Annotated in this window: 23 protein-coding genes; 1 reads left to right on the top strand and 22 read right to left on the bottom strand. The window is 41.5% G+C overall.

Annotated features, from left to right (window positions below; translation table 11 throughout):
* Positions 1 to 516: 516 nt before the first annotated feature.
* From murA to BN997_RS02785, 18 genes are all read right to left on the bottom strand, one after another.
* Positions 517 to 1848 (bottom strand): UDP-N-acetylglucosamine 1-carboxyvinyltransferase, encoded by a 1332-nt coding sequence (gene murA / locus BN997_RS02875; RefSeq protein ID WP_042529516.1) that lies wholly within the window; start codon positions 1846 to 1848, stop codon positions 517 to 519.
* Positions 1849 to 1884: 36 nt separating this feature from the next.
* Complete coding sequence (locus BN997_RS02870; RefSeq protein WP_052484873.1) at positions 1885 to 2682, bottom strand: YwmB family TATA-box binding protein; 798 nt, start codon at positions 2680 to 2682, stop codon at positions 1885 to 1887.
* Positions 2683 to 2730: 48 nt separating this feature from the next.
* Entirely contained in the window at positions 2731 to 2982 is a 252-nt protein-coding gene (locus tag BN997_RS02865; RefSeq protein WP_042529514.1) for a DUF1146 family protein, read from the bottom strand.
* A gap of 465 nt (positions 2983 to 3447) precedes the next feature.
* Positions 3448 to 3846, bottom strand: a complete 399-nt coding sequence (locus tag BN997_RS02860) for a F0F1 ATP synthase subunit epsilon (protein ID WP_042529512.1) — start codon at positions 3844 to 3846, stop codon at positions 3448 to 3450.
* Positions 3847 to 3928: 82 nt separating this feature from the next.
* Complete coding sequence (gene atpD / locus BN997_RS02855) at positions 3929 to 5326, bottom strand: F0F1 ATP synthase subunit beta (protein WP_042529510.1); 1398 nt, start codon at positions 5324 to 5326, stop codon at positions 3929 to 3931.
* A 33-nt stretch (positions 5327 to 5359) separates the two neighbouring features.
* Positions 5360 to 6220: an ATP synthase F1 subunit gamma gene (gene atpG / locus BN997_RS02850; RefSeq protein WP_042535684.1), complete on the bottom strand. Its 861-nt coding sequence runs from the start codon at positions 6218 to 6220 to the stop codon at positions 5360 to 5362.
* A gap of 80 nt (positions 6221 to 6300) precedes the next feature.
* Positions 6301 to 7812 (bottom strand): F0F1 ATP synthase subunit alpha, encoded by a 1512-nt coding sequence (gene atpA, locus BN997_RS02845; RefSeq protein ID WP_042529508.1) that lies wholly within the window; start codon positions 7810 to 7812, stop codon positions 6301 to 6303.
* Positions 7813 to 7830: 18 nt separating this feature from the next.
* Positions 7831 to 8376, bottom strand: coding sequence for a F0F1 ATP synthase subunit delta (locus BN997_RS02840; RefSeq protein WP_042529506.1), 546 nt, complete (start codon positions 8374 to 8376; stop codon positions 7831 to 7833).
* Positions 8373 to 8900: a F0F1 ATP synthase subunit B gene (locus tag BN997_RS02835; protein WP_042529504.1), complete on the bottom strand. Its 528-nt coding sequence runs from the start codon at positions 8898 to 8900 to the stop codon at positions 8373 to 8375. Before BN997_RS02835 ends, BN997_RS02840 begins: the two co-directional genes overlap by 4 nt.
* Positions 8901 to 9089: 189 nt before the next feature.
* Positions 9090 to 9302 (bottom strand): F0F1 ATP synthase subunit C, encoded by a 213-nt coding sequence (gene atpE, locus BN997_RS02830; protein WP_040978261.1) that lies wholly within the window; start codon positions 9300 to 9302, stop codon positions 9090 to 9092.
* A gap of 46 nt (positions 9303 to 9348) precedes the next feature.
* A complete protein-coding gene (gene atpB, locus BN997_RS02825) occupies positions 9349 to 10071 on the bottom strand; it encodes a F0F1 ATP synthase subunit A (protein ID WP_042529502.1) in 723 nt (240 codons plus the stop codon).
* Positions 10072 to 10117: 46 nt separating this feature from the next.
* Positions 10118 to 10516: an ATP synthase subunit I gene (locus tag BN997_RS02820; RefSeq protein ID WP_042529500.1), complete on the bottom strand. Its 399-nt coding sequence runs from the start codon at positions 10514 to 10516 to the stop codon at positions 10118 to 10120.
* Positions 10517 to 11422: 906 nt separating this feature from the next.
* Positions 11423 to 13642: a S8 family serine peptidase gene (locus BN997_RS02810; RefSeq protein ID WP_042529496.1), complete on the bottom strand. Its 2220-nt coding sequence runs from the start codon at positions 13640 to 13642 to the stop codon at positions 11423 to 11425.
* A 170-nt stretch (positions 13643 to 13812) separates the two neighbouring features.
* Positions 13813 to 14442 (bottom strand): uracil phosphoribosyltransferase, encoded by a 630-nt coding sequence (upp, locus tag BN997_RS02805; RefSeq protein WP_042529494.1) that lies wholly within the window; start codon positions 14440 to 14442, stop codon positions 13813 to 13815.
* A gap of 444 nt (positions 14443 to 14886) precedes the next feature.
* Positions 14887 to 16122 carry a serine hydroxymethyltransferase gene (glyA, locus tag BN997_RS02800; RefSeq protein ID WP_042535682.1) on the bottom strand — a complete coding sequence of 412 codons (1236 nt, stop codon included), beginning with the start codon at positions 16120 to 16122 and terminating at the stop codon, positions 14887 to 14889.
* Between the two features lie 70 nt (positions 16123 to 16192).
* On the bottom strand, positions 16193 to 16741 hold the full coding sequence (locus BN997_RS02795; RefSeq protein ID WP_042529492.1) for a TIGR01440 family protein: 549 nt from the start codon (positions 16739 to 16741) through the stop codon (positions 16193 to 16195).
* A gap of 91 nt (positions 16742 to 16832) precedes the next feature.
* On the bottom strand, positions 16833 to 18215 hold the full coding sequence (locus tag BN997_RS02790; RefSeq protein WP_042535680.1) for a methyl-accepting chemotaxis protein: 1383 nt from the start codon (positions 18213 to 18215) through the stop codon (positions 16833 to 16835).
* 219 nt (positions 18216 to 18434) lie between these two features.
* Positions 18435 to 19034, bottom strand: coding sequence for a low molecular weight protein arginine phosphatase (locus BN997_RS02785; protein ID WP_042529490.1), 600 nt, complete (start codon positions 19032 to 19034; stop codon positions 18435 to 18437).
* A 269-nt stretch (positions 19035 to 19303) separates the two neighbouring features.
* On the opposite strand from BN997_RS02785, the gene BN997_RS02780 reads away from it, so the two are divergent.
* Positions 19304 to 20770, top strand: coding sequence for an alpha-amylase (locus tag BN997_RS02780; RefSeq protein ID WP_042529488.1), 1467 nt, complete (start codon positions 19304 to 19306; stop codon positions 20768 to 20770).
* Positions 20771 to 20961: 191 nt separating this feature from the next.
* Here the strand turns inward: BN997_RS02780 and BN997_RS02775 are convergent, their stop codons facing one another.
* The 4 genes from BN997_RS02775 to spoIIR form a co-directional block, all read right to left on the bottom strand.
* The gene (locus BN997_RS02775; protein ID WP_042529486.1) at positions 20962 to 21510 is read right to left on the bottom strand and encodes a manganese efflux pump MntP; all 549 of its coding nucleotides are present in this window, start codon (positions 21508 to 21510) and stop codon (positions 20962 to 20964) included.
* A 115-nt stretch (positions 21511 to 21625) separates the two neighbouring features.
* Complete coding sequence (locus tag BN997_RS02770; RefSeq protein ID WP_042529484.1) at positions 21626 to 22654, bottom strand: L-threonylcarbamoyladenylate synthase; 1029 nt, start codon at positions 22652 to 22654, stop codon at positions 21626 to 21628.
* 474 nt (positions 22655 to 23128) lie between these two features.
* Entirely contained in the window at positions 23129 to 23530 is a 402-nt protein-coding gene (locus tag BN997_RS02765) for a hypothetical protein (RefSeq protein WP_042529482.1), read from the bottom strand.
* 76 nt (positions 23531 to 23606) lie between these two features.
* Complete coding sequence (gene spoIIR / locus BN997_RS02760) at positions 23607 to 24200, bottom strand: stage II sporulation protein R (RefSeq protein ID WP_042529480.1); 594 nt, start codon at positions 24198 to 24200, stop codon at positions 23607 to 23609.
* Position 24201: the final 1 nt, after the last annotated feature.

Raw genomic sequence — 24201 nt, 5'->3', positions numbered from 1 at the left:
TCTGAGATACGCTCATACTTTCATCATTAACACATTCAGAAGTTTATTCTTCGTGCATTCATGGCGTAGAAACACTATAAATTGTTCAGCCCTTCATGATTTTCATCACTACTACGGCATCGGCTGACTTCTCACGATAAACCTTTTTCGACCAGCTTTCTTTTTAGGGGACTCCTCAGCTGTCCGTGAGACCTCCCAGGGTAAGACAACTATCTTTCCTCTTTTACTCGCCTAATTTACTCTGCAGGGTTACGCACATCTTTTGGATTTTGACTTGTTATGGAGCCTTATCCGCCTACAGAGCCTTCGTATCAGATTTCTGTTCGTCGAGCCAAGATTTTGATACACGCTTCCTTCAGCCTTTACCTCACGATAAATGCTTTGCGCTTCTCTAGTGGTTGGTCGATGTGTACCTCCACAGTGGATTTCCACCACCTAGATAGTCGCCATGCCTGGCGCACATAAAAAAGACGCATCTCCATGAGATACATCTTTTTTGAAAGGATTGCGATAGTATTATTCCGTTACAAATTCACTTAATTCGACATTTTCTTCTACACCTAATGGCTGTAATACGACACCATTTTCATCAACGCGTCTAATGTCTGCGCCAAGATTCGCTAATTTTCCTACGATATCAACATATCCGCGATCTAAGTGCTTCAGCTCTGTAACCCGTGTATAACCGTCACTTACAAGTCCTGCTAAAATCAGTGCTGCTGCTGCGCGTAAATCTGTCGCTGCCACTTCTGCACCCTGTAATTTAGAAAGACCTTCGATAATCACACTGCGGCCTTCAATTTTAATATTCGCATTCATACGGCGAAATTCTTCTACATGCATAAAACGGTTCTCAAATACGGTTTCAGTGATAACACTGGTTCCCTTCGCACATAACATCAATGCCATCATTTGTGATTGCATATCTGTCGGGAAACCTGGATGCGGCAATGTTTTTATATCTGTAGATTGCGTCGCATCAGAACCAATAACCCGTAATCCGCCATCTTCATCAATCACTTGCACGTTCATCTCTTCCAATTTCGAAACCACTGAACTTAAATGTTCACGCACAGCATTTTCAATTAATATATTTCCTTTTGTAATTGCTGCTGCAACCATAAATGTTCCTGCTTCAATACGATCTGGAATCATGATATGCTCCGTTCCGTAAAGCTTTTCCACACCGTGGATACGGATGGTTTCAGTACCAGCTCCAACGATTCTTGCGCCCATTTTATTTAAGTAGTTAGCTAAGTCAACGATTTCAGGTTCTTTCGCTGCGTTTTCAATCACTGTTTTTCCATCTGCTAATGCAGCGGCCATCATGATATTTTCTGTAGCACCAACACTTGGCATATCTAAATAAATTTTCGCGCCATGCAGGCGGCCATTTGATTTAGCTTCTACAAAACCATTACCAACGTGAATCTCTGCTCCCATAGCTTCAAAACCTTTTAAATGTAAGTCAATTGGACGTGATCCAATTGCACATCCTCCAGGCATAGCTACCTTTGCGTGTCCATAGCGGGCTAATAATGGTCCCAGCACAAGCACGGATGCACGCATTTTTCTTACATATTCAAACGGGGCTTCTGTCTCCAGCTTAGCAGAAGCATCAATCATTACTGTTTTTTCTGTTGAATCAAATTCCACATTGGCATTTAAGTTGCGAAGCACTTCATTAATTGTGTATACGTCTGCTAATACTGGTACTTCTTTAATAATACTTTTTCCTTCACTAGCTATTAAGCTAGCAGCAAGTACAGGCAGGACTGCGTTTTTAGCACCTTCAACACGCACAGTGCCTTCTAACTTTCGTCCGCCACCAACGATGATTTTTTCCATGTCATAAATCCCCTTCAGAATCTAATTTCCCTATTATTAATATTCATTGATTAGGATAGGTGTTCCTATCATAAAACTCTTTTCCCCTTGACGATCTGCAACAGTGGTAATTTGCACATTTTTTGGGTCATTTTCCATGAAATAAAACTGCTCCCATGTTTTTGTATACCCGTATGTACTTTTTTCAATCCTAGAATTTTCTATATTGTCATTTTTAGTCGAAATATGTTCTATATTAAAATATGTCGCTGCTTCATTTAAAATTACATCGTGATTCATTATATCACTATCTTGTATAGATAGACAAGTATATAGTTGTGTCTCTTTTGTTAAATAATTCTTTTGTACAGCTCTTTTCTCTTTTTGATACTTTTGGCTTATTTGGTTATTCCAATCAGTCCCATGCATAACAACAATTACTTCTGCCGGCTCTTCCTTATCCACAGGAAGAATCACATTATATATTACGTAAAAGGGGTCCTCTTTGTGACGACTCTCAAAAGTATACTTTATCCGGTTTTCATCCTTATCCTCCTGTAGCGTATACGTTGCTTCCAGCTGCTGAACAAGATGTTGTGCCTCTTCTGCTGCCATCTGTTCCTTCATCGTTACCTCCCAAAAGTCGATATTCCAATCGTTCGACATCGCAAATGCACCTAAGTCCTGCATTTCATCCTCCTGATAAGGCTGGCTGAAGGCCTGGTTAACAAAAAAGCAAATAAGCAGCAAAAAACAAATAGCCTGTTTGTTTCGCTGACCTCGATTTTGGAATGCCTGAAGGGGGCTTGCTTGGGTAAAAGGGAAATTAGAATGAAAAAGAATTTTATGAAACATAAAAAAACCTCCTATCAAATCTATTAATCTCAGTTTTGACAGAAGTTTTCATATCAATACATGTATGGAAGAAAAAAGATATATTAAATCACCAGACCATTGTAATATATCAAGAAAGAACCTGCTTACACCTGTTCCAATCATAATCGTAATAAACAGAAGAAACACTCTTGCTTCTGCTGATCTTCCTTTTTTAAATATCGTTTCAATCCGGATGGCAGTAACTACTTTCCAAGTCAGATAAATAAACATGATATGGGAGAAGATACTGAGCAAAGCTAATTGTCCTGCTGAAAACATAACAAAATCCTTTCTTTATATGCTGAAATATTATTTTTTAAATGATTGTCGGATTTATACCTGCCGCTATAATGGTTATGGCGGTGGTCAGTAATCGCACCCCACTAAAAACGTTCGCTGATTACTCTTTTCAATCACCATCTCGGCATTATTATAAGAAAACAAAATTCTAATTTCTTACTTTCATTTATATATACCATTCCACTTTTATTTTTTGTCTTATATTGTGGAATAATATTTTCAATGCATCATTTCCCGGGAAATTATAACATATTTCGTTTTATTTCCTTGGTAAGAAGTACTTTTGATATCGATAACAGCCAATATGAATTATTTATTATTCAACTGTTTGCTCCCTTCTTAAAACAATTTTATTCAGAGGGAGTCCTGCAGTCAGTTACACTGCGATAAAATAAACTCCCTATCCATCATTTAGGCAGGGAGTTTATTTATTTAAAACTTATATTATGAATTTGCGATTTCCAGACGATTAATTGCCCGTTTTAATGCAAGTTCAGCACGATATCTATCTACTGTATCGCTTTTATCCTGAAGACGTTTCTCTGCACGTTCTTTTGCTTGCTTTGCACGCAAAACGTCGATATGATCAGCAGTTTCCGCAGACTGTGCCAGGATAGTTACTTTATCAGGCTGTACTTCCATAAAGCCTCCGCTGATTGTAACCTGCTTCGTATCGCCTGATTTCTTCAAGCGGACAATACTAATCTGCAGTGGCGAGACAAGCGGAATATGCTTTGGCAGGATTCCAATTTCACCAGTTTCCGCTTTACAGACAACCATATCAAAGCTATCTTCCAGAATCGGACCTTCAGGAGTGACGACACTTACTTCTAATGTACTCAATGTTTACCCCTCCTACAGCTGGCCTCGAAGCCATAAGGATGATACATTGGTCTTTCATTTATGAATCATCCTCTGCTGTCTATTATTCCGAAGCTTTTGCTTTTTCAACTACTTCTTCGATACGTCCAACAAGACGGAAGGCATCCTCTGGAAGGTCATCGTACTTACCTTCAAGAATTTCTTTGAAGCCTTGAACCGTTTCTTTTACCGGAACATACGAGCCAGGCTGCCCAGTGAACTGCTCAGCAACGTGGAAGTTTTGCGATAAGAAGAATTGAATACGGCGTGCGCGGGAAACTACCAGCTTGTCCTCATCACTTAACTCGTCCATACCAAGAATTGCAATAATATCCTGCAATTCACGGTATTTTTGAAGTGTTTGCTGTACTTCTACCGCAACACGATAATGCTCCTCGCCAACCACTTCCGGGTCAAGTGCACGAGAAGTTGATGCTAATGGATCCACGGCAGGATAGATACCTTGCTCAGAAAGCTTACGATCTAAGTTTGTCGTTGCGTCCAAGTGAGCGAAAGTAGTTGCCGGCGCTGGATCAGTATAGTCATCGGCCGGTACATAAATTGCTTGAATTGATGTTACAGAACCTTTATCCGTTGAAGTGATACGCTCCTGTAATCGTCCCATTTCTGTAGCAAGTGTCGGCTGGTAACCTACGGCTGAAGGCATACGTCCAAGAAGTGCGGATACCTCCATACCTGCTTGGGTAAAACGGAAGATATTATCAATAAACAATAATACGTCCTGACCTTGTTCATCACGGAAATATTCTGCCATCGTAAGACCTGTCAATGCCACACGCATACGGGCACCAGGCGGCTCGTTCATCTGACCAAATACCATCGCTGTTTTTGCAATAACTCCAGAGTCGCTCATTTCATAGTAAAGGTCATTTCCTTCACGGGTACGTTCTCCAACACCCGCAAATACAGAAATACCGCCATGCTCTTGAGCAATGTTATTGATTAATTCTTGAATTAATACGGTTTTACCTACACCGGCTCCGCCAAACAGACCGATCTTACCACCCTTGATATATGGGGCAAGCAAGTCTACAACTTTAATACCTGTTTCCAAGATCTCTGTTTCTGTAGAAAGATTCTCAAAATCCGGTGCTTCCCGGTGAATTGGATCTAAGCGGGTGCCTGCTGGAAGCGGCTCATCTAAATCAATTTTTTCACCTAAAATATTAAATACTCGTCCTAATGTAACATCTCCAACAGGGACAGAAATCGGTCGACCTAAATCTTCTACTTCTGCTCCGCGCTGGAAACCATCTGTTGAGGACATTGCAATTGTACGAACACTATGATCACCAAGGTGAAGGGCTACTTCAAGCGTTAAATCTTCACCTGACTGTTTACTGCGTACTACTAATGCATTGTTTATAGCTGGGAGCTGACCATCTTCAAAACGTACGTCAACGACCGGTCCCATCAGCTGTGTTACGCGTCCTTTCGTCATCTGTTCCCCTCCTAACTTAACTTACCTGCGTGCCTATTCAAGCGCTGCTACACCACCGACGATTTCGGTAATCTCTTGGGTAATCGCTGCTTGACGTGCACGGTTATATGAAAGTTCTAAATCACCAATCAATTCATTTGCATTATCTGTTGCACTGCGCATTGCTGTCATACTTGCAGCATGCTCACTTGCTTTTCCGTCAAGTAATGCGCCAAAAATCAAGCTCTCTGCATATTGAGGTAAAAGTACTTCCAGAATCTCCTCCTGATTCGGATCAAATTCATAATCAGAGGCAGAAGCGCTTTGTTCTTCTATATTTTCAATCGGCAGAAGCTGTTTATTTGTGACTACTTGAGAAATCGCACTTACATAATGATTATAAATAATATGAAGTTCATCAATTTCCTCATCAGCATACATTTGCACAGCTTCAGAAGCAAGGTCTTTCACATCTGCAAATGAAGGATGGTCTGACATTCCTAATATACTCTGGGCAACTGGAAGTCCGCGTTTACGGCAAAAGTCATATCCTTTTCTCCCAATCACAATAAGGGTATATTCATCTTTTGAGGAATGATTCTGTTCAATTTTATTTATAAGGTTTTTTAAAATATGACTATTATACGCTCCAACTAAACCACGGTCAGAAGTGATGATCAGATAGCCTGTTTTCTTCACTTCCCGCTTCGTAAGCATCGGATGCTGTAAGTCTGTATTGGAATTTGCAATACTGCTAACTACTTCCTGCAGCTTCTCTGCGTATGGAACAAATCCGCGGGCATTTTGTTCTGCCTTAGACATTTTAGATGCCGATACAAGCTCCATTGCCCCTGTGATTTGTTTTGTTTTCTTCGTTGAGTCAATTCTTCCTTTTAAATCTCTCAGTGATGCCAAGCTTTTCACCACACTTTCCTATAAGGAATGCGGACCGAAGTTATTCGCTATTCAGTCCTTTTACTTTTATCGCAGACATCTTATTGATTAGATGGCAAGAATGTATTTTTGAAGCTTTCAATTGCTCCGCTGAATTCTTTATCATCTGGAAGAGCACCAGTTTCGCGAATTGTTGTGAAAATATCATTTTGGTTATGCTCGATCCAAATATTCATTTCTTCTTCAAAACGCTGAATATCTTCCACAGGAATATCATCTAAGAAACCTCTTGTTAAGGCATAGATAATCGCAACCTGTTTTTCAACGCCCATTGGTTTATGAAGACCCTGCTTCAATACTTCCACTGTACGTTGACCGCGGTTAAGTTTCGCTTGTGTTGCTTTGTCAAGATCAGAACCGAATTGCGAGAATGCTTCCAGCTCACGGAATGATGCCAGGTCAAGACGAAGCGTACCAGCAACTTTTTTCATCGCTTTGATTTGTGCGGATCCACCTACACGGGATACAGATAAACCAGGGTTAATCGCCGGACGTACCCCTGAGAAGAATAAGTCGGATTGTAAGAAAATCTGACCATCTGTAATCGAGATAACGTTGGTAGGGATATACGCAGAGATATCTCCTGCTTGTGTTTCAACAAAAGGTAGTGCTGTTAACGAACCGCCGCCTTTTGCGTCACTTAGTTTAGCTGCACGTTCTAATAAGCGTGAATGCAGATAGAATACATCCCCCGGGAATGCTTCACGGCCTGGCGGACGACGAAGTAACAGAGAAAGTTCACGGTAAGCAACTGCCTGTTTTGATAAATCATCATAAACAACAAGCACGTGTTTGCCGTTATACATGAACTCTTCACCCATCGCTACACCAGCATATGGTGATAAGTATAATAATGGAGCCGGGTCAGATGCACCTGCAGATACAACGATTGTGTAATCTAATGCACCATGTTTACGGAATGTTTCTACTGTCGAACGGACAGTGGATTCTTTTTGACCGATGGCAACATAGATACAAATCATATCCTGATCTGCCTGGTTCAAAATTGTATCTACTGCTACCGTTGTTTTACCAGTCTGACGGTCACCGATGATCAACTCACGCTGTCCGCGTCCGATTGGTACAAGCGCGTCAATCGCTTTTATACCTGTTTGTAATGGCTCATCAACGGATTTACGATCCATTACACCTGGTGCCTGTGCTTCGATTGGACGCATTTTTGACGTTTCGATTGCGCCTTGTCCATCGATTGGCTGACCTAACGGGTTCACCACGCGGCCTAAAAGTTCCTCTCCAGCCGGTACTTGCATGATACGGCCTGTACGACGAACTTCGTCACCTTCTTTGATTTCCTCGTAAGGTCCAAGAATAACGATACCTACATTGCTTTCCTCTAAGTTCTGAGCCAGGCCCATTACTCCATTAGAGAATTCAAGCAGCTCTCCAGCCATTGCATTATCAAGTCCGTGTGCACGTGCAATCCCGTCCCCGATTTCAATAACTGTTCCTACATCAGTAACTTCTATGTCTGAATCAAAATTTTCAATTTGCTTTTTTATCAGCGTACTGATTTCTTCAGCATTAATGCTCATACCATTTCACCCCTATCATCATTTATTAGCAGATACAATACTACGGGAGATTCGATTTAGCTTCCCTTTTACCGTACCGTCATAAATCGTATTTCCAACTCTGATTTTGATTCCGCCTAAAATCGACGGATCGACGATATTGTTAAGTTGAACTGCACTTTTTCCTAATCGGACAGCAAAAGAGCGTGCTAAATGACTCTTTTCATCATCCGTTAAATTTCTTGTCGAATAAACTGTAGCATCTGCCATTCCTTTTGCATCATTTACTAAAGAAATGAATTCATCGATAATGGTTGGAATGATCGATATTCGATGGCGATCCACCAATAATTGAAGTGTATTCAATACAATCGGGTCTACCCCTTGAAAACCTTCAACTACCAGCTGTTTCTTTTTTGCATTATCAATCTTTGGATGCGTCAGGAATTTAGCTAATTTTTTATCATTCTTAAAAACAGGCTGCACGACTTTAAAGTCTGCTGTAAGCTGTTCTAATTTTTGCTGTTCTACTCCAAGTCTGAAAAGAGCATCTGCGTATCGTTTAGCAACTACTACATTACTCATCGCTCTTCTCCTACCTCTTTAATGTATTCGTTGATTAATTTCTCTTGATCCTGCTCCGTTAATTCTTTCTCAATCACTTTGCTGGCAATTAATACAGATAGAGACGCCACTTTATCCTGCAGCGCTTGGATAGCTCTTTCTTTCTCGTTTTGGATATCTGCCTGGGCAGCTTCTTTCAGACGCTCTGCTTCTTTCTTCGCAGCTGCAATAATCTGTTCTTCTTGCTTGCTGCCTGCTGCTTTTGCATCTTCAATCATTTTTTGAGCTTCCGCTCTCACTTGATTAAGCTGCTCAGCTGCTTCTTTAGAAGCTTTTTCTGCATCAGCTCTGCTTTTTTCAGCTTCTTCGATTTCATTCGCTACGTATTGCTCACGCTTTTCCATCATATTCATCAATGGACCCCAGGCGAACTTTTTCAATAATGCCAGAAGTACAAGGAAGAAAAATAGCTGAACGAGCATGTCTACCCATTGCAAGCCGCCGATTTGGGCTCCAACTATCAATAAATCAGTATATGAATGCACGAATTCCACTCCTTTCGCTAAGACCTTGTTCTAAAATAGAGCGCATACCGCTGCTGCTCAGCCGGGCTGCCTGCTCTATTTCATTTATTACATACAAAACGTCGTATACCTTTTAGAATGAACACTGTTGCATAAAGGAATGGCGAAGATTCTCCCTGAGATAAACTTCGCCATTATATTTCTGAAAAATTAGCCGCCAATTACCATAAATGCGATAACTGCTGCGATGATCGGAATCGCCTCAACAAGTGCTACCCCGATAAACATTGTTCCTTGAAGCGGTCCTCTTAGTTCTGGCTGACGAGCGATTCCCTCTACTGTTTTACTTACGATCATACCGTTACCAAGACCAGCACCTAATGCTGCCAGTCCAATTGCGATTGCTGCTGCTAAAGCTCCCATGAATAATTTCCTCCTTTTTATGTGTAAAAAAATATAATAGTTTTATTTAATGGTCCTCGCTCACTTTATGAGACATGTACACCATTGTTAACATAACAAATACATAAACTTGAATTGTACCGATAAAGAGTTTGAAGCCCATCCACGCAAGTGTCGGGATCGCTGCTCCGAAAAATCCGAATACAGATGATGTTGCCAGTCCAATAAGTAGACCTAATAAGATTTCACCTGCATAAATGTTACCGAATAAACGAAGACCTAATGTTAAAGTATTTGTGAATTCTTCAACAATTTTAAATGGCAACATAAGCGGCACGGGACTTACGAATGTTTTTAAGTATGCCTTGGTGCCCCGGATTTTTATACCATAGTAATGCGTTAATAAAATAACCATTACAGATAGTGTCAATGTCATCACTGGATCTGCAGTTGGAGATTTCCACCATAAGTCATGTCCAACCACGCCCACAGTTGCTACACCCACAAGGTTACTTACTAAGATATAAAAAATAAGCGTTAAACCAAGCGGAAGAAATAGTCTCCCTGTTTTCCAATCCATATTGTCTTTTATAATGCCTTTGACAAACTCTACTGCCCATTCCATAAAGTTCTGTATGCCTGTAGGCTTCATCTGCAGTTTTTTGCTTCCCCACACACAAAAAACAAACACAATGAGTGATACAATAACAGTCATTAAAAGATTGGCAAGGTTTAAATCCGCACCTGGTATCCCAAAGACATCATGTACTATCGGACTTTCGTGATCCAAAATTATCACCCCTTTACTAAAACTATTTGTAAGTAAAAATGGAATACTAGAGTGGTCTATCTTCTCCTCGTTTGTATACGATAATCTGATAGAAAATAAAATCCAGCGCCATAATCACATAAGAAGATACAATTCCAAAGATTACAGCATATAAATGGAAATACGCTTCAAATCGCATCGCGATGACAACAGCTAAAATGGCGGCTGTCATCCTGGAGAATGTACCTAAACCGCTTCTAGCCTTCCTGCCTGCTGCAATTGTTTCGCCAAGTTGATTGGACTTGTATTGCAGTAACCACAAGTTATAAAGACTAACACTACTACCTAAGATTAGACCGAGTAAAATTCGGGTATAGGGTAGGAATCCAGCGCAAAGAACTAAAATTGCTAACCAGTAAAGCATCCACTTCCGCTGACGGATAATCATATTATCAAAATTAGACATCAATGCTATTTCACTCCTAATGCCCGTCAACTTAGATACTTGTGTTAGGAAAATAGATTTGCATCCGTTTTCAATCAAGTTGGGGAACTTCTTGCTGGGTAATACTACTTGTAGTCTTAGATGCGGAGGTGTTACATACTATTTGCATCTATGTATAGAAGGCAGAGAAATGCATTTCGCATATTTTTCAGAAAGCATCGATTTTTAATGGGCTTTTACCGCTCTCTCCTTTTCTCCACACTAAGTAAGTTTACAATACGCCTGTAAGAGTTGTCAACGTGTACCAAGCAATATACTGGGTATTTTTAAAACCGTCATAAAACCCTTCAAATCAAGCGTATTCCTATAGTATAAGGGTTTGTGAAATGTTTTACAAGGTCTCTTCCACACAAATACTTCCAATCGATTTGACATTTTTGTGAACAAGCTTTTTTTTACTAGATAAAAAAGGTAGAAATCAGAGATTTTTTCATCTTATTTTAGCTGAGATAAAATAATACATTTTATTATCATACATGGATGTTCAGAAAGACCAAGAACACCAATAGGTCTTTACAACCTCGGTGTTCTTGCCAAAGAGATGTCCGCTGCGACGTTTTTCGATGGGACGAGTAATTGCAGGTTAATGCGACCGCTGCGGAAAAACACTACGCTTTCCATGGGCTTGTGCTCAGCCTCCTCGAAAAAAAGAAGTACACTTTTTTTCTGCGGGGTCTTCACCCTACGCTTTCCCATAGGAGTCTCCGTGTTTTTCCTCCGCTAGATAGGTTTGAGTACTATCTGTATAATATTTAATAAAATTCATTAACCTGACAACATTGGTAATTGCAACCCACATCCCGCCGAAAAAAGCCTATCCGTACTTCTTGCGTGCTGTGTTTTACAGAAATCCTTGCCCGCAGCTTATTACTGAGGGACATTTTGAACATCTTCTATAAAAACCATCGTTTCCACCTGCTCAAACTCACCGTCTTCAAGCTCTGCTGTGATTAATGCCAGGTAATAACCAGGTGCTCCTGCTTCTTCTTTGCTGATAACTCCCTCATGACGCCCTTCCTCCAGTTCTGCTTCTTCCAGCAGTTTCCGTTCAAACAATAATGTCTCTGGGTGATATAAACTGACATCCAGGCTTTTAACAGGTTCTGTTACAAAGAATTGATACTTATAATCCGCATTTTCAAACGGTTCCAAGTAGAATTCAAAGCCTGCCGTTTTAGGCTGATCTGCCTCCTGATTGACAATGATGTACGGCAAAGCATAGCTTCTTTCATCTTCTTTCAGTGTCAGCCAGCCTTCATGCACTCCTTCTTCCAGACGCTCCCGGTTCATTGACAGCTCTATCGTTACTTCCTCTTGTTCTCCCGGTTCGATTGTAAAGGATTGCGGGATGCTCCATACTAGACCATCTTTTCGCTCCGGCGTTTCAAAATAATACGTTTGTTCTTTCTCTGTTTTATTTTCAATAGTAACTGTTTCTGTAAATGATTCCTGATACTGATTCAGCTTCCCAAACTCCAGCTGCGGGTCAGAAATAATGGCAGGGGTATCTACTGCCGCATCCAGCTGCATCAGTCCCATCCCTTGCGTAGTAGCATTAAGCCGGACTTCCTGTTCTTCAAAAGGCTGTGCTGTTGTTTTAAGTGCGCCAATCAGCTGTGTATTCGTCCAGTCTGGATGCGCCTCCTTTAAAACAGCAAAGGCTCCTGCCACATGCGGAGCGGCCATACTCGTCCCGTCCATTGCCTGATATCCTCCGGGAACCGTGCTCCATATGGCAGCTCCCGGTGCAGAAATATCCGGCTTGATTGCCCATTGGACAGTCACCGGCCCACGTGAACTAAAGGGTGCAATCGTCAATAACGATTCTTTTTGAATAGAATCTATAAAATAATTCCCTTGATTTATTTGCGTCTGCAGCCATTCTCCTTCTTCTTGCTGGATAGAAGCAACCGGAATTGTTACAGGCTGACGGTTATTCTCTACCGATGCCTGCAAAGGTCCAGGTTCTGAATTATAAATAATCAAGGCTTCTGCACCCAGACTTTCTGCTTGTAATGCCAATTCAAAAAAGGGAATCTCTTTTCGTTTCGCAACTGCTATTTTTCCTTGTAGAGATTCTCCCTGCTCCAGATTGTCCATATCCGCCAGCTCATAGGAGCGGTCCAACTCCCATGGTTCAGCTCCGATTGCTTCGATTAAAGGAATTTCCTTTTCCTCAAACGTATCTGCAAGCACAGGCTCTTTTTGGGGTGTTGTGGATGCTCCCACAGATACAGACTTGTCTGCTGTTGCCGGCGATCCGACTGTCCATGCATCCGGTCCGCTGTTTCCATTTGCAATAACAACAATCATGCCAAGCTCGCTGGCACGGTTTACAGCCATACTCGTCGGGTAATCCGGAACATTGACATCATTGCCCAAGGACAGGTTGATAATATCCATCTCATCCTCGATTGCTTTTTCTATAGCAGCCAGCACTTGAACAGAGGAGCCTGAACCGCCTGGCCCAAGAGCACGATAGGAGTAAATCTCTGCGTCTGGAGCTACCCCATTTATCTCCCCATTGCCTGCAATGATTCCTGCTACATGGGTCCCGTGTGCAGTTGGCTGCCCTTCCTCCGGTGTGGTTTCCATTGGATCATCATCGAAATCAACCAGATCATAGCCGCCTTGATAATTCTTTTGTAAATCATTATGGTTATAGTCAATTCCAGTATCAATCACACCTACTTTAACACCGTCCCCTGTAAAAGGAGTTGTATTCAAATCTTGCGGTTCTGGTGCAGAGAAATCCATTTCTTCCGTTACATCGGCGCTATTTGTCTGTTGAGGCAGGGTTTCGTATGTCTGCACCTGGTGGAATGTCTTCACCTGCTCAATGGAGCCAAGCTCTGCCAGCTGCTCTCCTTTTCCTTCGACAGCAAGTCCGTCAAAAACAATATCGTATACCGCTACAACCTCCACAAATGGATGATAAGCTTCTATTTCTTCTTTTACTTCATGCGGGTCTCCCTCTACTTCTATAATCAGAGTCTGCTTAGGATTATCAGCATGATACACTGTTATGGTTTGCAGCTGCATCAAAAACAAGCAGATTACGAGAGAGTACAACACCTTTTTCCACATAACATCTCCACCTTTGTAGAGTAGTTTTCGTGGATAAAGGTCATTTTATACAATTTTTAACGGGGGTAAATTTATCACACGGTTCTTTTATGGTATTCTGTGTTATCCCCAGTCTTCTTTTTAACATGAAAAGCAGACTAGATATGATATCCAGTCTGCTCTTCATTCTCTTATTTTGTTCCGAATAGACGATCTCCTGCATCTCCAAGGCCAGGAACAATGTAACCATGGTCATCCAGACGTTCATCTAGTGCTGCTAAGTAAATATCTACATCCGGGTGTACTTCTTGTACTGCCTTCACGCCTTCTGGTGCCGCTACCAGACACATCAAGCGGATATTTTTCGCGCCGCGTTTTTTCAAAGCACCAATGGCATCAATTGCCGAACCGCCTGTTGCCAGCATCGGGTCAATCACAATCAGTTCACGTTCTTTAATATCATTGGGTAATTTAACATAGTATTCTACCGGTTTTAGTGTTTCTGGGTCACGATATAAACCAACATGTCCAACTTTTGCTGCCGGAATCAGTTTGCGTACGCCGTCAACCATGCCTAAGCCTGCACGAAGAATCGGCACCAGTCCAAGTTTTTTACCAGCTAATACTTTTGATTTTGATGTGGTAACTGGTGTTTCCACTTCTACATCAGATGTTGGTAAATCTCTTGTAATTTCAAATGCCATTAACATCGCTACTTCGTCTACAAGCTCGCGAAATTCTTTTGTTCCTGTATTTTTATCGCGAATATACGTTAATTTATGTTGAATTAACGGATGATCAAATACAAATACATTACTCACGTGACCACTCCTTAAATTTATATATCGTTCAAATTGTACTGAAAATCAGGTATGCTTTCAAGTGAATTTTCTTTGCTGAATGAATAATAGTTTATTGCAAAAATTATAATTTTGTTTTTTATTATCTCGCTGATTCCTGAAGAAATCAAGTTGGTTTTACTATAAATCAAATAATAGATATGCTTTGGAATAAAAAAGATTTCCTGGCTGTCGCTCCAGAAATACACTCCGCTAGTTATAATATCTGACTAAAGATTATTCACGTCTATTATAAAAGAAAAGTATATAATTTAATAATTCACCTTATGCATCTTTTAAATTTAGAGAATATTTCTATACTAACCAACAGAAAAAAATAAATATAGAAATCCACAGAGCACCTAACTCTGTGGATTTCTATTGTCCTGCTTTAAACGTATAAAGTTTATCCACAGTGGGGATATCTTATTTATAAAGCGGGAATTTTTCTGTTAATGCTTGTACGCGTTCTTTTGCTTCGTTTAGTTTTTCTTCGTCTTCGTAATTTTTTAAGGTAAGTGAGATAATTGCTGCTATTTCGTTCATTTCTTCGATTCCGAATCCGCGTGTGGTTACTGCTGCTGTTCCAATACGTACGCCGCTTGTAACAAATGGGCTTTCGGTATCAAAAGGGATGGTATTTTTATTTGTAGTTACGCCCACGTCATCTAATGCTTTTTCTGCTACTTTTCCTGTCAGATTTAATGGCGTAACATCTAATAATAATAAATGATTGTCTGTTCCGCCTGAAACAATACGGATGCCTTCTTTTTGCAGTGCTTCTCCAAGTGCTTTTGCATTCTCAATGATATTTCCGGAATATGCTTTGAAATCATCGGATAATACTTCTTTGAACGAAACCGCTTTTGCTGCAATAATATGCATTAAAGGTCCGCCTTGGATTCCAGGGAAGATGGCTTTATCAATTTTCTTCGCATATTCTTCTTTACAAAGAATCATTCCGCCGCGTGGACCGCGTAATGTTTTATGCGTTGTGGTTGTCACAAAATCAGAATATGGAACCGGATTTTCATGGTGACCTGTCGCAACCAATCCGGCGATATGTGCCATATCCACCATTAGATAAGCACCGACAGCATCTGCAATCTCTCTGAACTTTTTAAAGTCGATGCTTCGGGAATACGCACTTGCACCAGCAACAATCAGTTTCGGTTTGACTTCTTTTGCTTTTTCCAGGACAGCATCATAATCCAGCTGCTCTGTCTCTTTATCCACACCATAGTCAACAAAGTTGTACAACCCGCCGCTGAAGTTGACCGGGCTTCCATGCGTTAAATGTCCGCCGTGATTTAAATTCATTCCTAATACGGTATCTCCTGGCTCCAGAAAAGTAAAATATACGGCCATATTCGCTTGGGAACCGGAATGAGGCTGTACATTGGCATAATCCGCGCCGAATATTTCCTTCGCACGTTCTCTGGCAAGGTCCTCTACAATATCAACATACTCACAGCCGCCATAATAGCGTTTATCCGGGTAACCTTCCGCATATTTATTCGTAAGTATGGACCCCATTGCATCCATAACCGCCTTGGATACAAAGTTTTCTGAAGCAATCAGCTCAATCTTATTTTGCTGACGCTCCTTCTCTTGCAACATCGCCTGAAAAACTTCATTATCTGCTTGTTTTACATATTCCATCATTACTGCACAGCCTCCTATATAGGGTAAAAATTTATTATTATTTGTTGTTCAAACGAAAAAGAATGACTTATCTCACTGCGTTTTCTCCGTAATATGCCCGGTGGCCGCCAATCAATTTCGGACGGGTCCGAGCTGCCCTGACTCTGGCGTGGCCAATCGTACGCTGTTCCAATTTCAAGGGAACCGCTACTGGCTTCAAATGCATGCCTATCATGGTTTCGCCAATATCTATCCCGGCATGGGCACGAATATTCTCCACAACAACAGGATGCTCCAGTTGCCTATAGACATAGCTCGCCATTGATCCACCTGCTTCTGGAACAGGCACCACAGCAACTTCCTCCAGACCATACTGCACAGCTGTCTGTTGATCTACGACAAGAGATCGGTTTAAGTGCTCACAACATTGAAATGCAAGATGGACTCCAGTTTGCTTCTGAAGCTTTGTCATCTGCTCGTAAATACTTTTAGCAATTTCCGTACTCCCGCTTGTCCCGATTGGCTGACCGGCTACCTCACTTGTAGAGCAGCCAATAACAACGATTTCGCCTTTTTGCAGGCTGTTTGTCGCCAGCCATTGATCAATAACTTGTTCTAAGTCTTTTGTTATCATCATGACACACCCTTACTGCTTATCATCCTTCTGCGTCTTCGTTTAACACAGCAAATAATAGAATCATTTATAGCATACCATGATTTTTTTAAAATTACGATACATCTTGATGCCTGTTTTCCTCTAAACCGCCCCTGCTGCTGTCAGAAGGCTCCATGGATATCACGCTGCCAGAATCCGTTTCTTGCTTCACATTAAATTGCTTAATCTGTTCTCTTAGATTTCCGGCATGCTCCTCCATCTGGCCTGCTAATTGGTCCACTTGTTCCATTGTTCCAATCTGCTCTTGAACCGCAGCATTGACCTCCTGTGTACCAGCAGATGTTTCCTCGGCAATCGCTGCTACTTCCTGCGATTGATTGGCTGTATGTTGAATCGATTGCAGCTGCTGCTCCACCAATTCATAAATCGTATCGACCTGCGTGGCGGTCTCTGTAACTGTTGTCCCCATTTCCATAATCGTACGATTCGTGTCCTCTCCACGACCGACTTCTTTCCGCGCGGATGCCGCATTGGTATTCATTTTTTCTGCTAATTGCTTCACATCTGTCTGGATGGAAAGCAGGAGCTCGGAAATATCGTTCACTGCCTTTCCGCTTTGGTCGGCTAGCTTCCTCACTTCCTCTGCAACCACCGCAAAGCCTTTTCCATGCTCCCCAGCCCGTGCAGCCTCAATGGAGGCATTTAATGCCAGTAAGTTGGTTTGTTCTGCAATCTCACCGACTAAAGTAATGATCCCTTCCACTTCCATCGTGCTTTGGCGCAAATGATTGACATCTTCCATTGAAACTTCCTGCTCTACAGCAATACGCTCGATTCCGGCAACTAATTGTTTCACCATGTTCTGGCCTTCCTCCAGCATATGAATCATAGCATGGGACTGCTTTTTGGAGGTCTCTGCTTTATTTTGTACTTCGTTCGCCAGCTCTGTTGCAATTTCAATCGATCCGACCGTCTCCTGTGTCGCACGTGATGAATTCTCGGCACCATCTGAAATTTCGCTGATCGAATCACCAATCGCAGCAGCATGCTTTGTAGCCGTATTCGAAGCTTCCTTCAATTGATGGACGGTTGTATTTGTTTCCTCAAAATGCTGGTCAATATTTATTACCATTTTATTTAAACTCTGCAGCATACTGTTTACCGCAACAGATAACGATTTGATTTCATCATCCGATTTCGGGATTTCCACCCGCATCTCTAAATTTCCTTTGGCTGCTTCCCCTGTAATTTTCTCCAGTTTCTGCAAAGGCTTTGTAATCCATCTCGCAGCAAAAAAAGCTAGAATCCCGGACCACACCACCCCGGCCAGCAGCGTGCTGATAACAAAAACCTGCTGAGATATATTGACCCGGGATTGCACATAGTCATATACAACATAAATAAAAAATGCGCTTGTTGAGTATGTAATAAGCGCTAAAAAAGTAGTAAACACAACCAGCTTTAACCTAAGACTAAACCGATACCTATTCCCCATTAAACTTCCACTCCCCCAATTAAAATTTTCATCGCTGCGGTTATAAGACTTGCATGCTGTACAGCGGAAATCTGATGAAAATACAGCAAGCAAAACATGCAAAAACTCCGGCACAAGCGCTTTCAAGAAAAAGCAAATTTTTTCGCTTTCCCTTTCACTGCAAAGATTCCACGGAGTTTTCACAGACTGCCATCCACTGCCTTCTTCATTGCTGTCTTTTTAAGATGACAGCCAACGATCAAGACAGGCTTCAATTTCTTGTTTTGTCTTCAAATAATGCGCTGTTGACCCGCCAAAAGGATCGGCAATATCAGAATGCGTCAGCTGTCTTTTTAAATCACGAATTGTTTCCATCTCTTCCTGACCTATTTCATACAGCCGCTGGCGCTGTTCTATCGGATCCATTTTAGAATCAAACTGCTTGACGCAGCGCTTTCTTTTTTCTTCTAAATTCGCATAGGCTTTTTCTATTTGCTCCCATATTTTTATATCGGCATGTAGTGCAAATTCTTTAAGTGTATATGTTTTTTTTCTTTCTTCGGGATATTCGGACCAGATTCTTTCTTTATGGGAAGCGGTCATAGTCAGGATCACATCGGCCCATTGTACCAATGCGGCGCTGATTGGGGCGGATTGATGATTGATTTCAATCCCTTCCTGTCTCAGGACCTCTTCTGTCTGACTGCTCGCCGGCGCTCCCGGCATCGCACTGATTCCGCAAGATTTCACCTGTATATCTGATTGTGCGCGCTGCTTCAACAAGGCTTCTGCCATTGGACTGCGGCACGTATTTCCCGTACATACAAATAATACATTCATAAGATGAATCCTCCTGTTCTTATCACGGTAATATTTATCAAACGTATTCTTTTTTACATCATATCATGATTAAATCAAAAACGCAGACTGCCCTTTAAAAGAGATATGAGGTTTCGTTTCTCTTCATAAGGTGTATCTACTACTTAGTATGGTAGAAATAAATTATAAAAATGAACAGCTCGCATGAAAAGAACAATTACGCAGCTGGGACAAAGGGAAGATACACCCTTTCTTTAATAGGTTTATTAATAGAAACGAGGAGAAATAATATGAAGCGAAATCACACTATGATTCAATTTTTCGAATGGCATGTAGAAGCAGACGCTCTCCATTGGAACCGGCTGAAGGAAACAGCTCCTGAATTAAAAAACAGAGGCATCGACGCTGTTTGGATTCCGCCTGTTACAAAGGGCATGTCACCTGAAGATAATGGCTACGCTCCCTATGATGTATACGACTTGGGGGAATTTGATCAAAAAGGGAGCACCGCTACAAAATACGGCACAAAAAAAGAGCTGCAGGAGGCGATAAAAGCGTGTCATGATGAAGATATCCATGTGTATACGGATATCGTGATGAATCATAAAGCCGGAGCAGATGAAACAGAAGTATTTCAAGTGATTGAAGTAGATTCGAATGACAGAACAAAAGAGATTTCAGAACCCTTTGATATAGAAGGTTGGACAAAATTCACCTTCCCTGGACGTGGTGACACGTATTCTTCTTTCAAATGGAGGTTCGAGCATTTTAATGGGACAGACTACGACGCGAAGGAGGACAGAACAGGTATATTCCGAATTGTAGGCGATAATAAAACATGGAACGAAGCGGTAGATGATGAATTCAGCAATTACGATTATTTAATGTTTGCGAATATCGACTACCATCATCCAGAAGTCCGGGAAGAAATGATCCGCTGGGGCAAATGGCTAGTAGATACGCTACATTGCAATGGTTTTCGCTTAGACGCAATGAAACACATTAATCACGATTTTATTAACGTGTTTGCAAAAGAGATTGCCCAAACGTACGGCGAGGAATTTTATTTCGTCGGCGAGTTCTGGAAGCATGATTTGGAAGCATGCCAGCAATTTTTAGAACAAGTTGATTACCATATCGATTTATTTGATGTCGCGCTGCATGATAAGCTGCATGAAGCTTCTAAAGCCGGCAACGATTTTGATTTGACAGCCATTTTTGACGATACACTGGTTCAATCCTATCCGCATCATGCTGTGACCTTCGTGGATAACCATGATACACAGCCTGATGAAGCACTTGAATCCTGGGTCGAGGATTGGTTTAAACAAAGTGCTTATGCCCTTATTTTACTGCGGGAAGGCGGATACCCATGCATTTTTTACGGTGATTATTTTGGGATTGGAGGAGAAAATCCAATCGAGGATAAAAAAGAAGCCATTGATCCGCTTCTCTATGCTCGCTATCATAAAGCGTACGGTGAACAGGAAGACTACTTCGATCACCCTAGCACGATTGGCTGGGTTCGCCGCGGCTCCCCGGAAATAGAACGATCAGGCTGTGCCGTCATTATCTCAAACGGAGATGATGGCGAGAAAAGAATGTATGCAGGAAAAGATCGTGCAGGAGAAGTCTGGGTCGACCTGACCGGAACAAGAACCGAGCATATCTCCATTGAAGAAGATGGCTTTGCCGTTTTCCCTGTCAATGGAGGCAGTGTGTCCATATGGGCGCTTCCAAAAGAAGACGTCGAATAATTTAGTCCCATCAAGCCGTAACTAGGTGTTAAAAAGGTTAAAACCTGTGCAATTCGGGGTTTTAGCCTTTTTGTAATAGGGTGGCGTGTGCTTTTTTCATCTGTGATTGATATGGAATATATCGTTTTATCCCTATCCCCGTTCTGAAAATTCGGCCGCCAGCACTTTTTATTTCGATTCATCATTTACGCTCAGCTGAATAACATATAAAGCCCAAAGCATGAAAGAATAATCCCTCCAAAAATTTCACTGTATATCCCAAGGAAGCCCTGCAGCCGTCTGCCTAATAATAAGCCAATCCATGTAAAAAGACAGCTTACAGCCCCAAAAATAAGGAGCGTAAAAATAATCGTGACGCCAGAAATACCAAGGCTGAACCCAACTGTAAAGCTATCGAGGCTGACGCTGAACGCAAGCATCCACAATCCGAGGCCGACCGGCTGCCATCTGTACTCCTCGGATGTATGAAAGGCGGAGAAAAACATATGGGCGCCGATAAAGAACAGCAGGATTCCCGATGCCAGCGCTGCCCATTGTCCGACCTGTTCTGATAACGCATGTCCAAGCAGCATGCCTGCCATCGGGAAAAGCATGTGGAGACTGCCGATTACCAGGCCAATAATAGCAATCCGTTTCAATCGCATTTTATTCATTCCTAAGCCCAAACTGATAGAGAATGCGTCCATACTTAAACCAACGGCAAGCAAGGCCAGTGAAAGTAATTCGGTAGAAAAAAACATTCATACGTCCCCCTTTGAAGCATGCTTGTACACTTTATGCTTCCAAACAGGATTATATGAATGTTTTCAGAAATATTCGTGACGACCAATGTGGATATCTCTACTATTAAAAAGATTATTCTTTTATAATTTGATCTGCCGCCTTTCGCAGACGATTCATGACTGCTTGACCAATTCCTTGCTCCGGAAATGTCTCGCAAACAATCTTATCCACATTGGCATGCTTAAAGAACCGCAATCCATCATATAAGGAAGAAGCGATTTCTTCTATCGTCCCGCCAAGCAGATGCACTTTTGTGCCGTCTGGAAAAATTTCAGCACTTTGATTGGATGCCAGGACGCCTATTCTGTTCCCTGCCTGCTTTTCCTTATCCACAAATGCACTAAAAGCCTGAAGATTTCCTTCAAATAAATAAAGCGGAACCTCTGGTGCATAGTGTTTATATTTCATTCCAGGAGCTTTGGGACGGTCCGCGGAGGATGTAACAAGGCCAGGGTCGATCATCACAGTGCCCGCTTCCGCCTCTAATTGTTCCTTTGTCACTCCGCCGGGCCGTAAAATAACCGGTATTTCTCCCGTGCAGTCAATGACCGTTGATTCCAATCCGACACCAGTCTGCCCGCCATCAATCAGTCCGCTGATTTTTCCGTTTAAATCCTCATATACATGTGCCGCTTGAGTCGGGCTGGGTTTTCCGGACACATTTGCACTGGGAGCCGCAACAGGTTTTCCTGCTGCCTGTAATAAAGCAAGCGCAATAGGGTGACTCGGGATTCGCACCCCGATTGTGGATAAACCCGCTTTTACATTCTCCGCACAGAAATCATTTGCTGGTAAAATATATGTTAAAGGGCCCGGTGAAAAAGCCTCCATCAATGGATACACATAATCTGGAATATATGTGACAAGCTCTTTTAACTGCTCCGCTGACGCAACATGGGCAATCAATGGATTATCCTGCGGGCGTCCCTTTGCTTCAAATATTTTTCGGACAGCTGCTTCGTTCGTCGCGTCTGCGCCCAATCCGTATACCGTTTCTGTAGGAAAGGCGACAACCTCTCCTTCTTTTAACAGATTTGCTGCCTCTTGAATCTCTTTGTCTATGATAGTGGTTCCATTCTTTTTCCATACTTTCGTGTGCATAACTTTTCCTCATTTCCCGCAGTGTAACAAGCTGGGAGATCGATTACCAATGTTGTCAGGTTAATAAATTTTATTGAATATTATATTTGTTACAGATAGGTAGTAAAAAACTGTCTGGCGGAGGAAAAATACGGAGACTGCTATGGGAAAGCGCAGTATTTTTCCGTAGCGGCTTTTAACCTGACAATATTGCTTCGATTACTCTTCCCACCGAAGGGCTTTTGTAAAACTCCCACTGCATGAAGTTTCACTTTATACGTTTCTATTTTAGTCGATACACAACGGAAACGCAAAAAAGCAGTATTTTTACAAACTTATGCACATTATTCACAGTTTTTATCCACAAAATGACGATAATTCACATATATCCCCTAATTATACACACCCTGTTGTGAATAGTGTGTATAATTTTCACTTGACAAATTACGAAATAAACTATGCTAGTTATATCAAGCTTCTCTCCTTTTTAAGAAATTAGGATACCTGATACGCCCACCAATTCCCTGTTTTTTCTGAATTTATATTTTTAAATGTGACATCGCTTTCTCTTTTGAATTGTAAAGACTCTAATAAGATATCCACAACCGGGCTTTGATTATGCACATATACACATTTTACGTTATTTTTTCTAGATATGACGAGAACAGATTCAAATACAACAAATAATTTTTCTACATGCTCTTTATTTAAATATAATTGCTTCAGCCAATACGTTGATTCATCTACCATATCCAGATTAAAGCAGCCTTCCATACTTCCGTTGATTTCTACAACATAGCTCTCCTTTGTTAATTTTTTGCCGAAAAGCGTTCCGTTCTTTTCCATAAATTTCTCTATCAGCTCTAGTTTTGCTTCTTTAACTTGGTAGATTTGCATTTTTCCATCCTCCATTCTTTTTCTTGATTAAACTTAAGCTACGCTTTACTATCATCGTATGCCTCTATGAACAAATCTATGACAAGCCTAACCATTTAAATAAAAAGAATTCTACTTCGGCCTCTTCTTCCTCTTCTGCTTCTGCTGCATCTCCATCCGCTACAGAGGTGCCGTTAAAGAAATCTAAAAAGCATAATGGCGGGAATAGGACACACCACCAGTTGGCGCCAGAACCTTCTCCTATCGTTACTAAAATCGCTTCATATTCCCCTGCCGGATAAAGGTAGTCTCCATATAATTTCGCAGGAAATGATACATCCTCCGCAAATTCCAGTTCAAAGTCATCATCGCTATTTTCTTTCTCCAGTGTATCTCTGACTACTTCTTCTAATTCCGGAAGCCGGTCATCGATCAGCTGTCTTGCCTCTTCAATATCATCAATGTCCTTCACCCATTCTGTGATGACTTCATTCACTTCATCACGGACCTTATGTTTTACATCTTGGTCCTTCTCGCTGTCACTATTTGCCAGAATACGCAGCCGGATCGCTTCGTCCGGGATAACCTGATAGTCAAGCTCTTTATTTTGCAATTCTTTTGCTATACTAACTACTGGAATAATCGATAATAATAAAAATATAAGTGCCATTGCCATCCATAATTTTTTCATA

The sequence above is a fragment of the Oceanobacillus oncorhynchi genome (assembly GCF_000821065.1).
Classification (GTDB): domain Bacteria; phylum Bacillota; class Bacilli; order Bacillales; family Amphibacillaceae; genus Oceanobacillus; species Oceanobacillus oncorhynchi.
This window is presented reverse-complemented; position numbering and strand designations above follow the sequence as displayed.

Coding starts and splice junctions, on each gene's coding strand:
- murA (WP_042529516.1), bottom strand. CDS start 1,848: ATGGAAAAAATCATCGTTGGTGGCGGACGAAAGTTAGAAGGCACTGTG.
- BN997_RS02870 (WP_052484873.1), bottom strand. CDS start 2,682: ATGTTTCATAAAATTCTTTTTCATTCTAATTTCCCTTTTACCCAAGCA.
- BN997_RS02865 (WP_042529514.1), bottom strand. CDS start 2,982: ATGTTTTCAGCAGGACAATTAGCTTTGCTCAGTATCTTCTCCCATATC.
- atpD (WP_042529510.1), bottom strand. CDS start 5,326: ATGACGAAAGGACGCGTAACACAGCTGATGGGACCGGTCGTTGACGTA.
- atpA (WP_042529508.1), bottom strand. CDS start 7,812: ATGAGCATTAATGCTGAAGAAATCAGTACGCTGATAAAAAAGCAAATT.
- BN997_RS02840 (WP_042529506.1), bottom strand. CDS start 8,376: ATGAGTAATGTAGTAGTTGCTAAACGATACGCAGATGCTCTTTTCAGA.
- atpE (WP_040978261.1), bottom strand. CDS start 9,302: ATGGGAGCTTTAGCAGCAGCAATCGCAATTGGACTGGCAGCATTAGGT.
- BN997_RS02820 (WP_042529500.1), bottom strand. CDS start 10,516: ATGTCTAATTTTGATAATATGATTATCCGTCAGCGGAAGTGGATGCTT.
- BN997_RS02810 (WP_042529496.1), bottom strand. CDS start 13,642: ATGTGGAAAAAGGTGTTGTACTCTCTCGTAATCTGCTTGTTTTTGATG.
- glyA (WP_042535682.1), bottom strand. CDS start 16,122: ATGGAATATGTAAAACAAGCAGATAATGAAGTTTTTCAGGCGATGTTG.
- BN997_RS02795 (WP_042529492.1), bottom strand. CDS start 16,741: ATGATGATAACAAAAGACTTAGAACAAGTTATTGATCAATGGCTGGCG.
- BN997_RS02790 (WP_042535680.1), bottom strand. CDS start 18,215: ATGGGGAATAGGTATCGGTTTAGTCTTAGGTTAAAGCTGGTTGTGTTT.
- BN997_RS02785 (WP_042529490.1), bottom strand. CDS start 19,034: ATGAATGTATTATTTGTATGTACGGGAAATACGTGCCGCAGTCCAATG.
- BN997_RS02780 (WP_042529488.1), top strand. CDS start 19,304: ATGAAGCGAAATCACACTATGATTCAATTTTTCGAATGGCATGTAGAA.
- BN997_RS02775 (WP_042529486.1), bottom strand. CDS start 21,510: ATGTTTTTTTCTACCGAATTACTTTCACTGGCCTTGCTTGCCGTTGGT.
- BN997_RS02770 (WP_042529484.1), bottom strand. CDS start 22,654: ATGCACACGAAAGTATGGAAAAAGAATGGAACCACTATCATAGACAAA.
- BN997_RS02765 (WP_042529482.1), bottom strand. CDS start 23,530: ATGCAAATCTACCAAGTTAAAGAAGCAAAACTAGAGCTGATAGAGAAA.
- spoIIR (WP_042529480.1), bottom strand. CDS start 24,200: ATGAAAAAATTATGGATGGCAATGGCACTTATATTTTTATTATTATCG.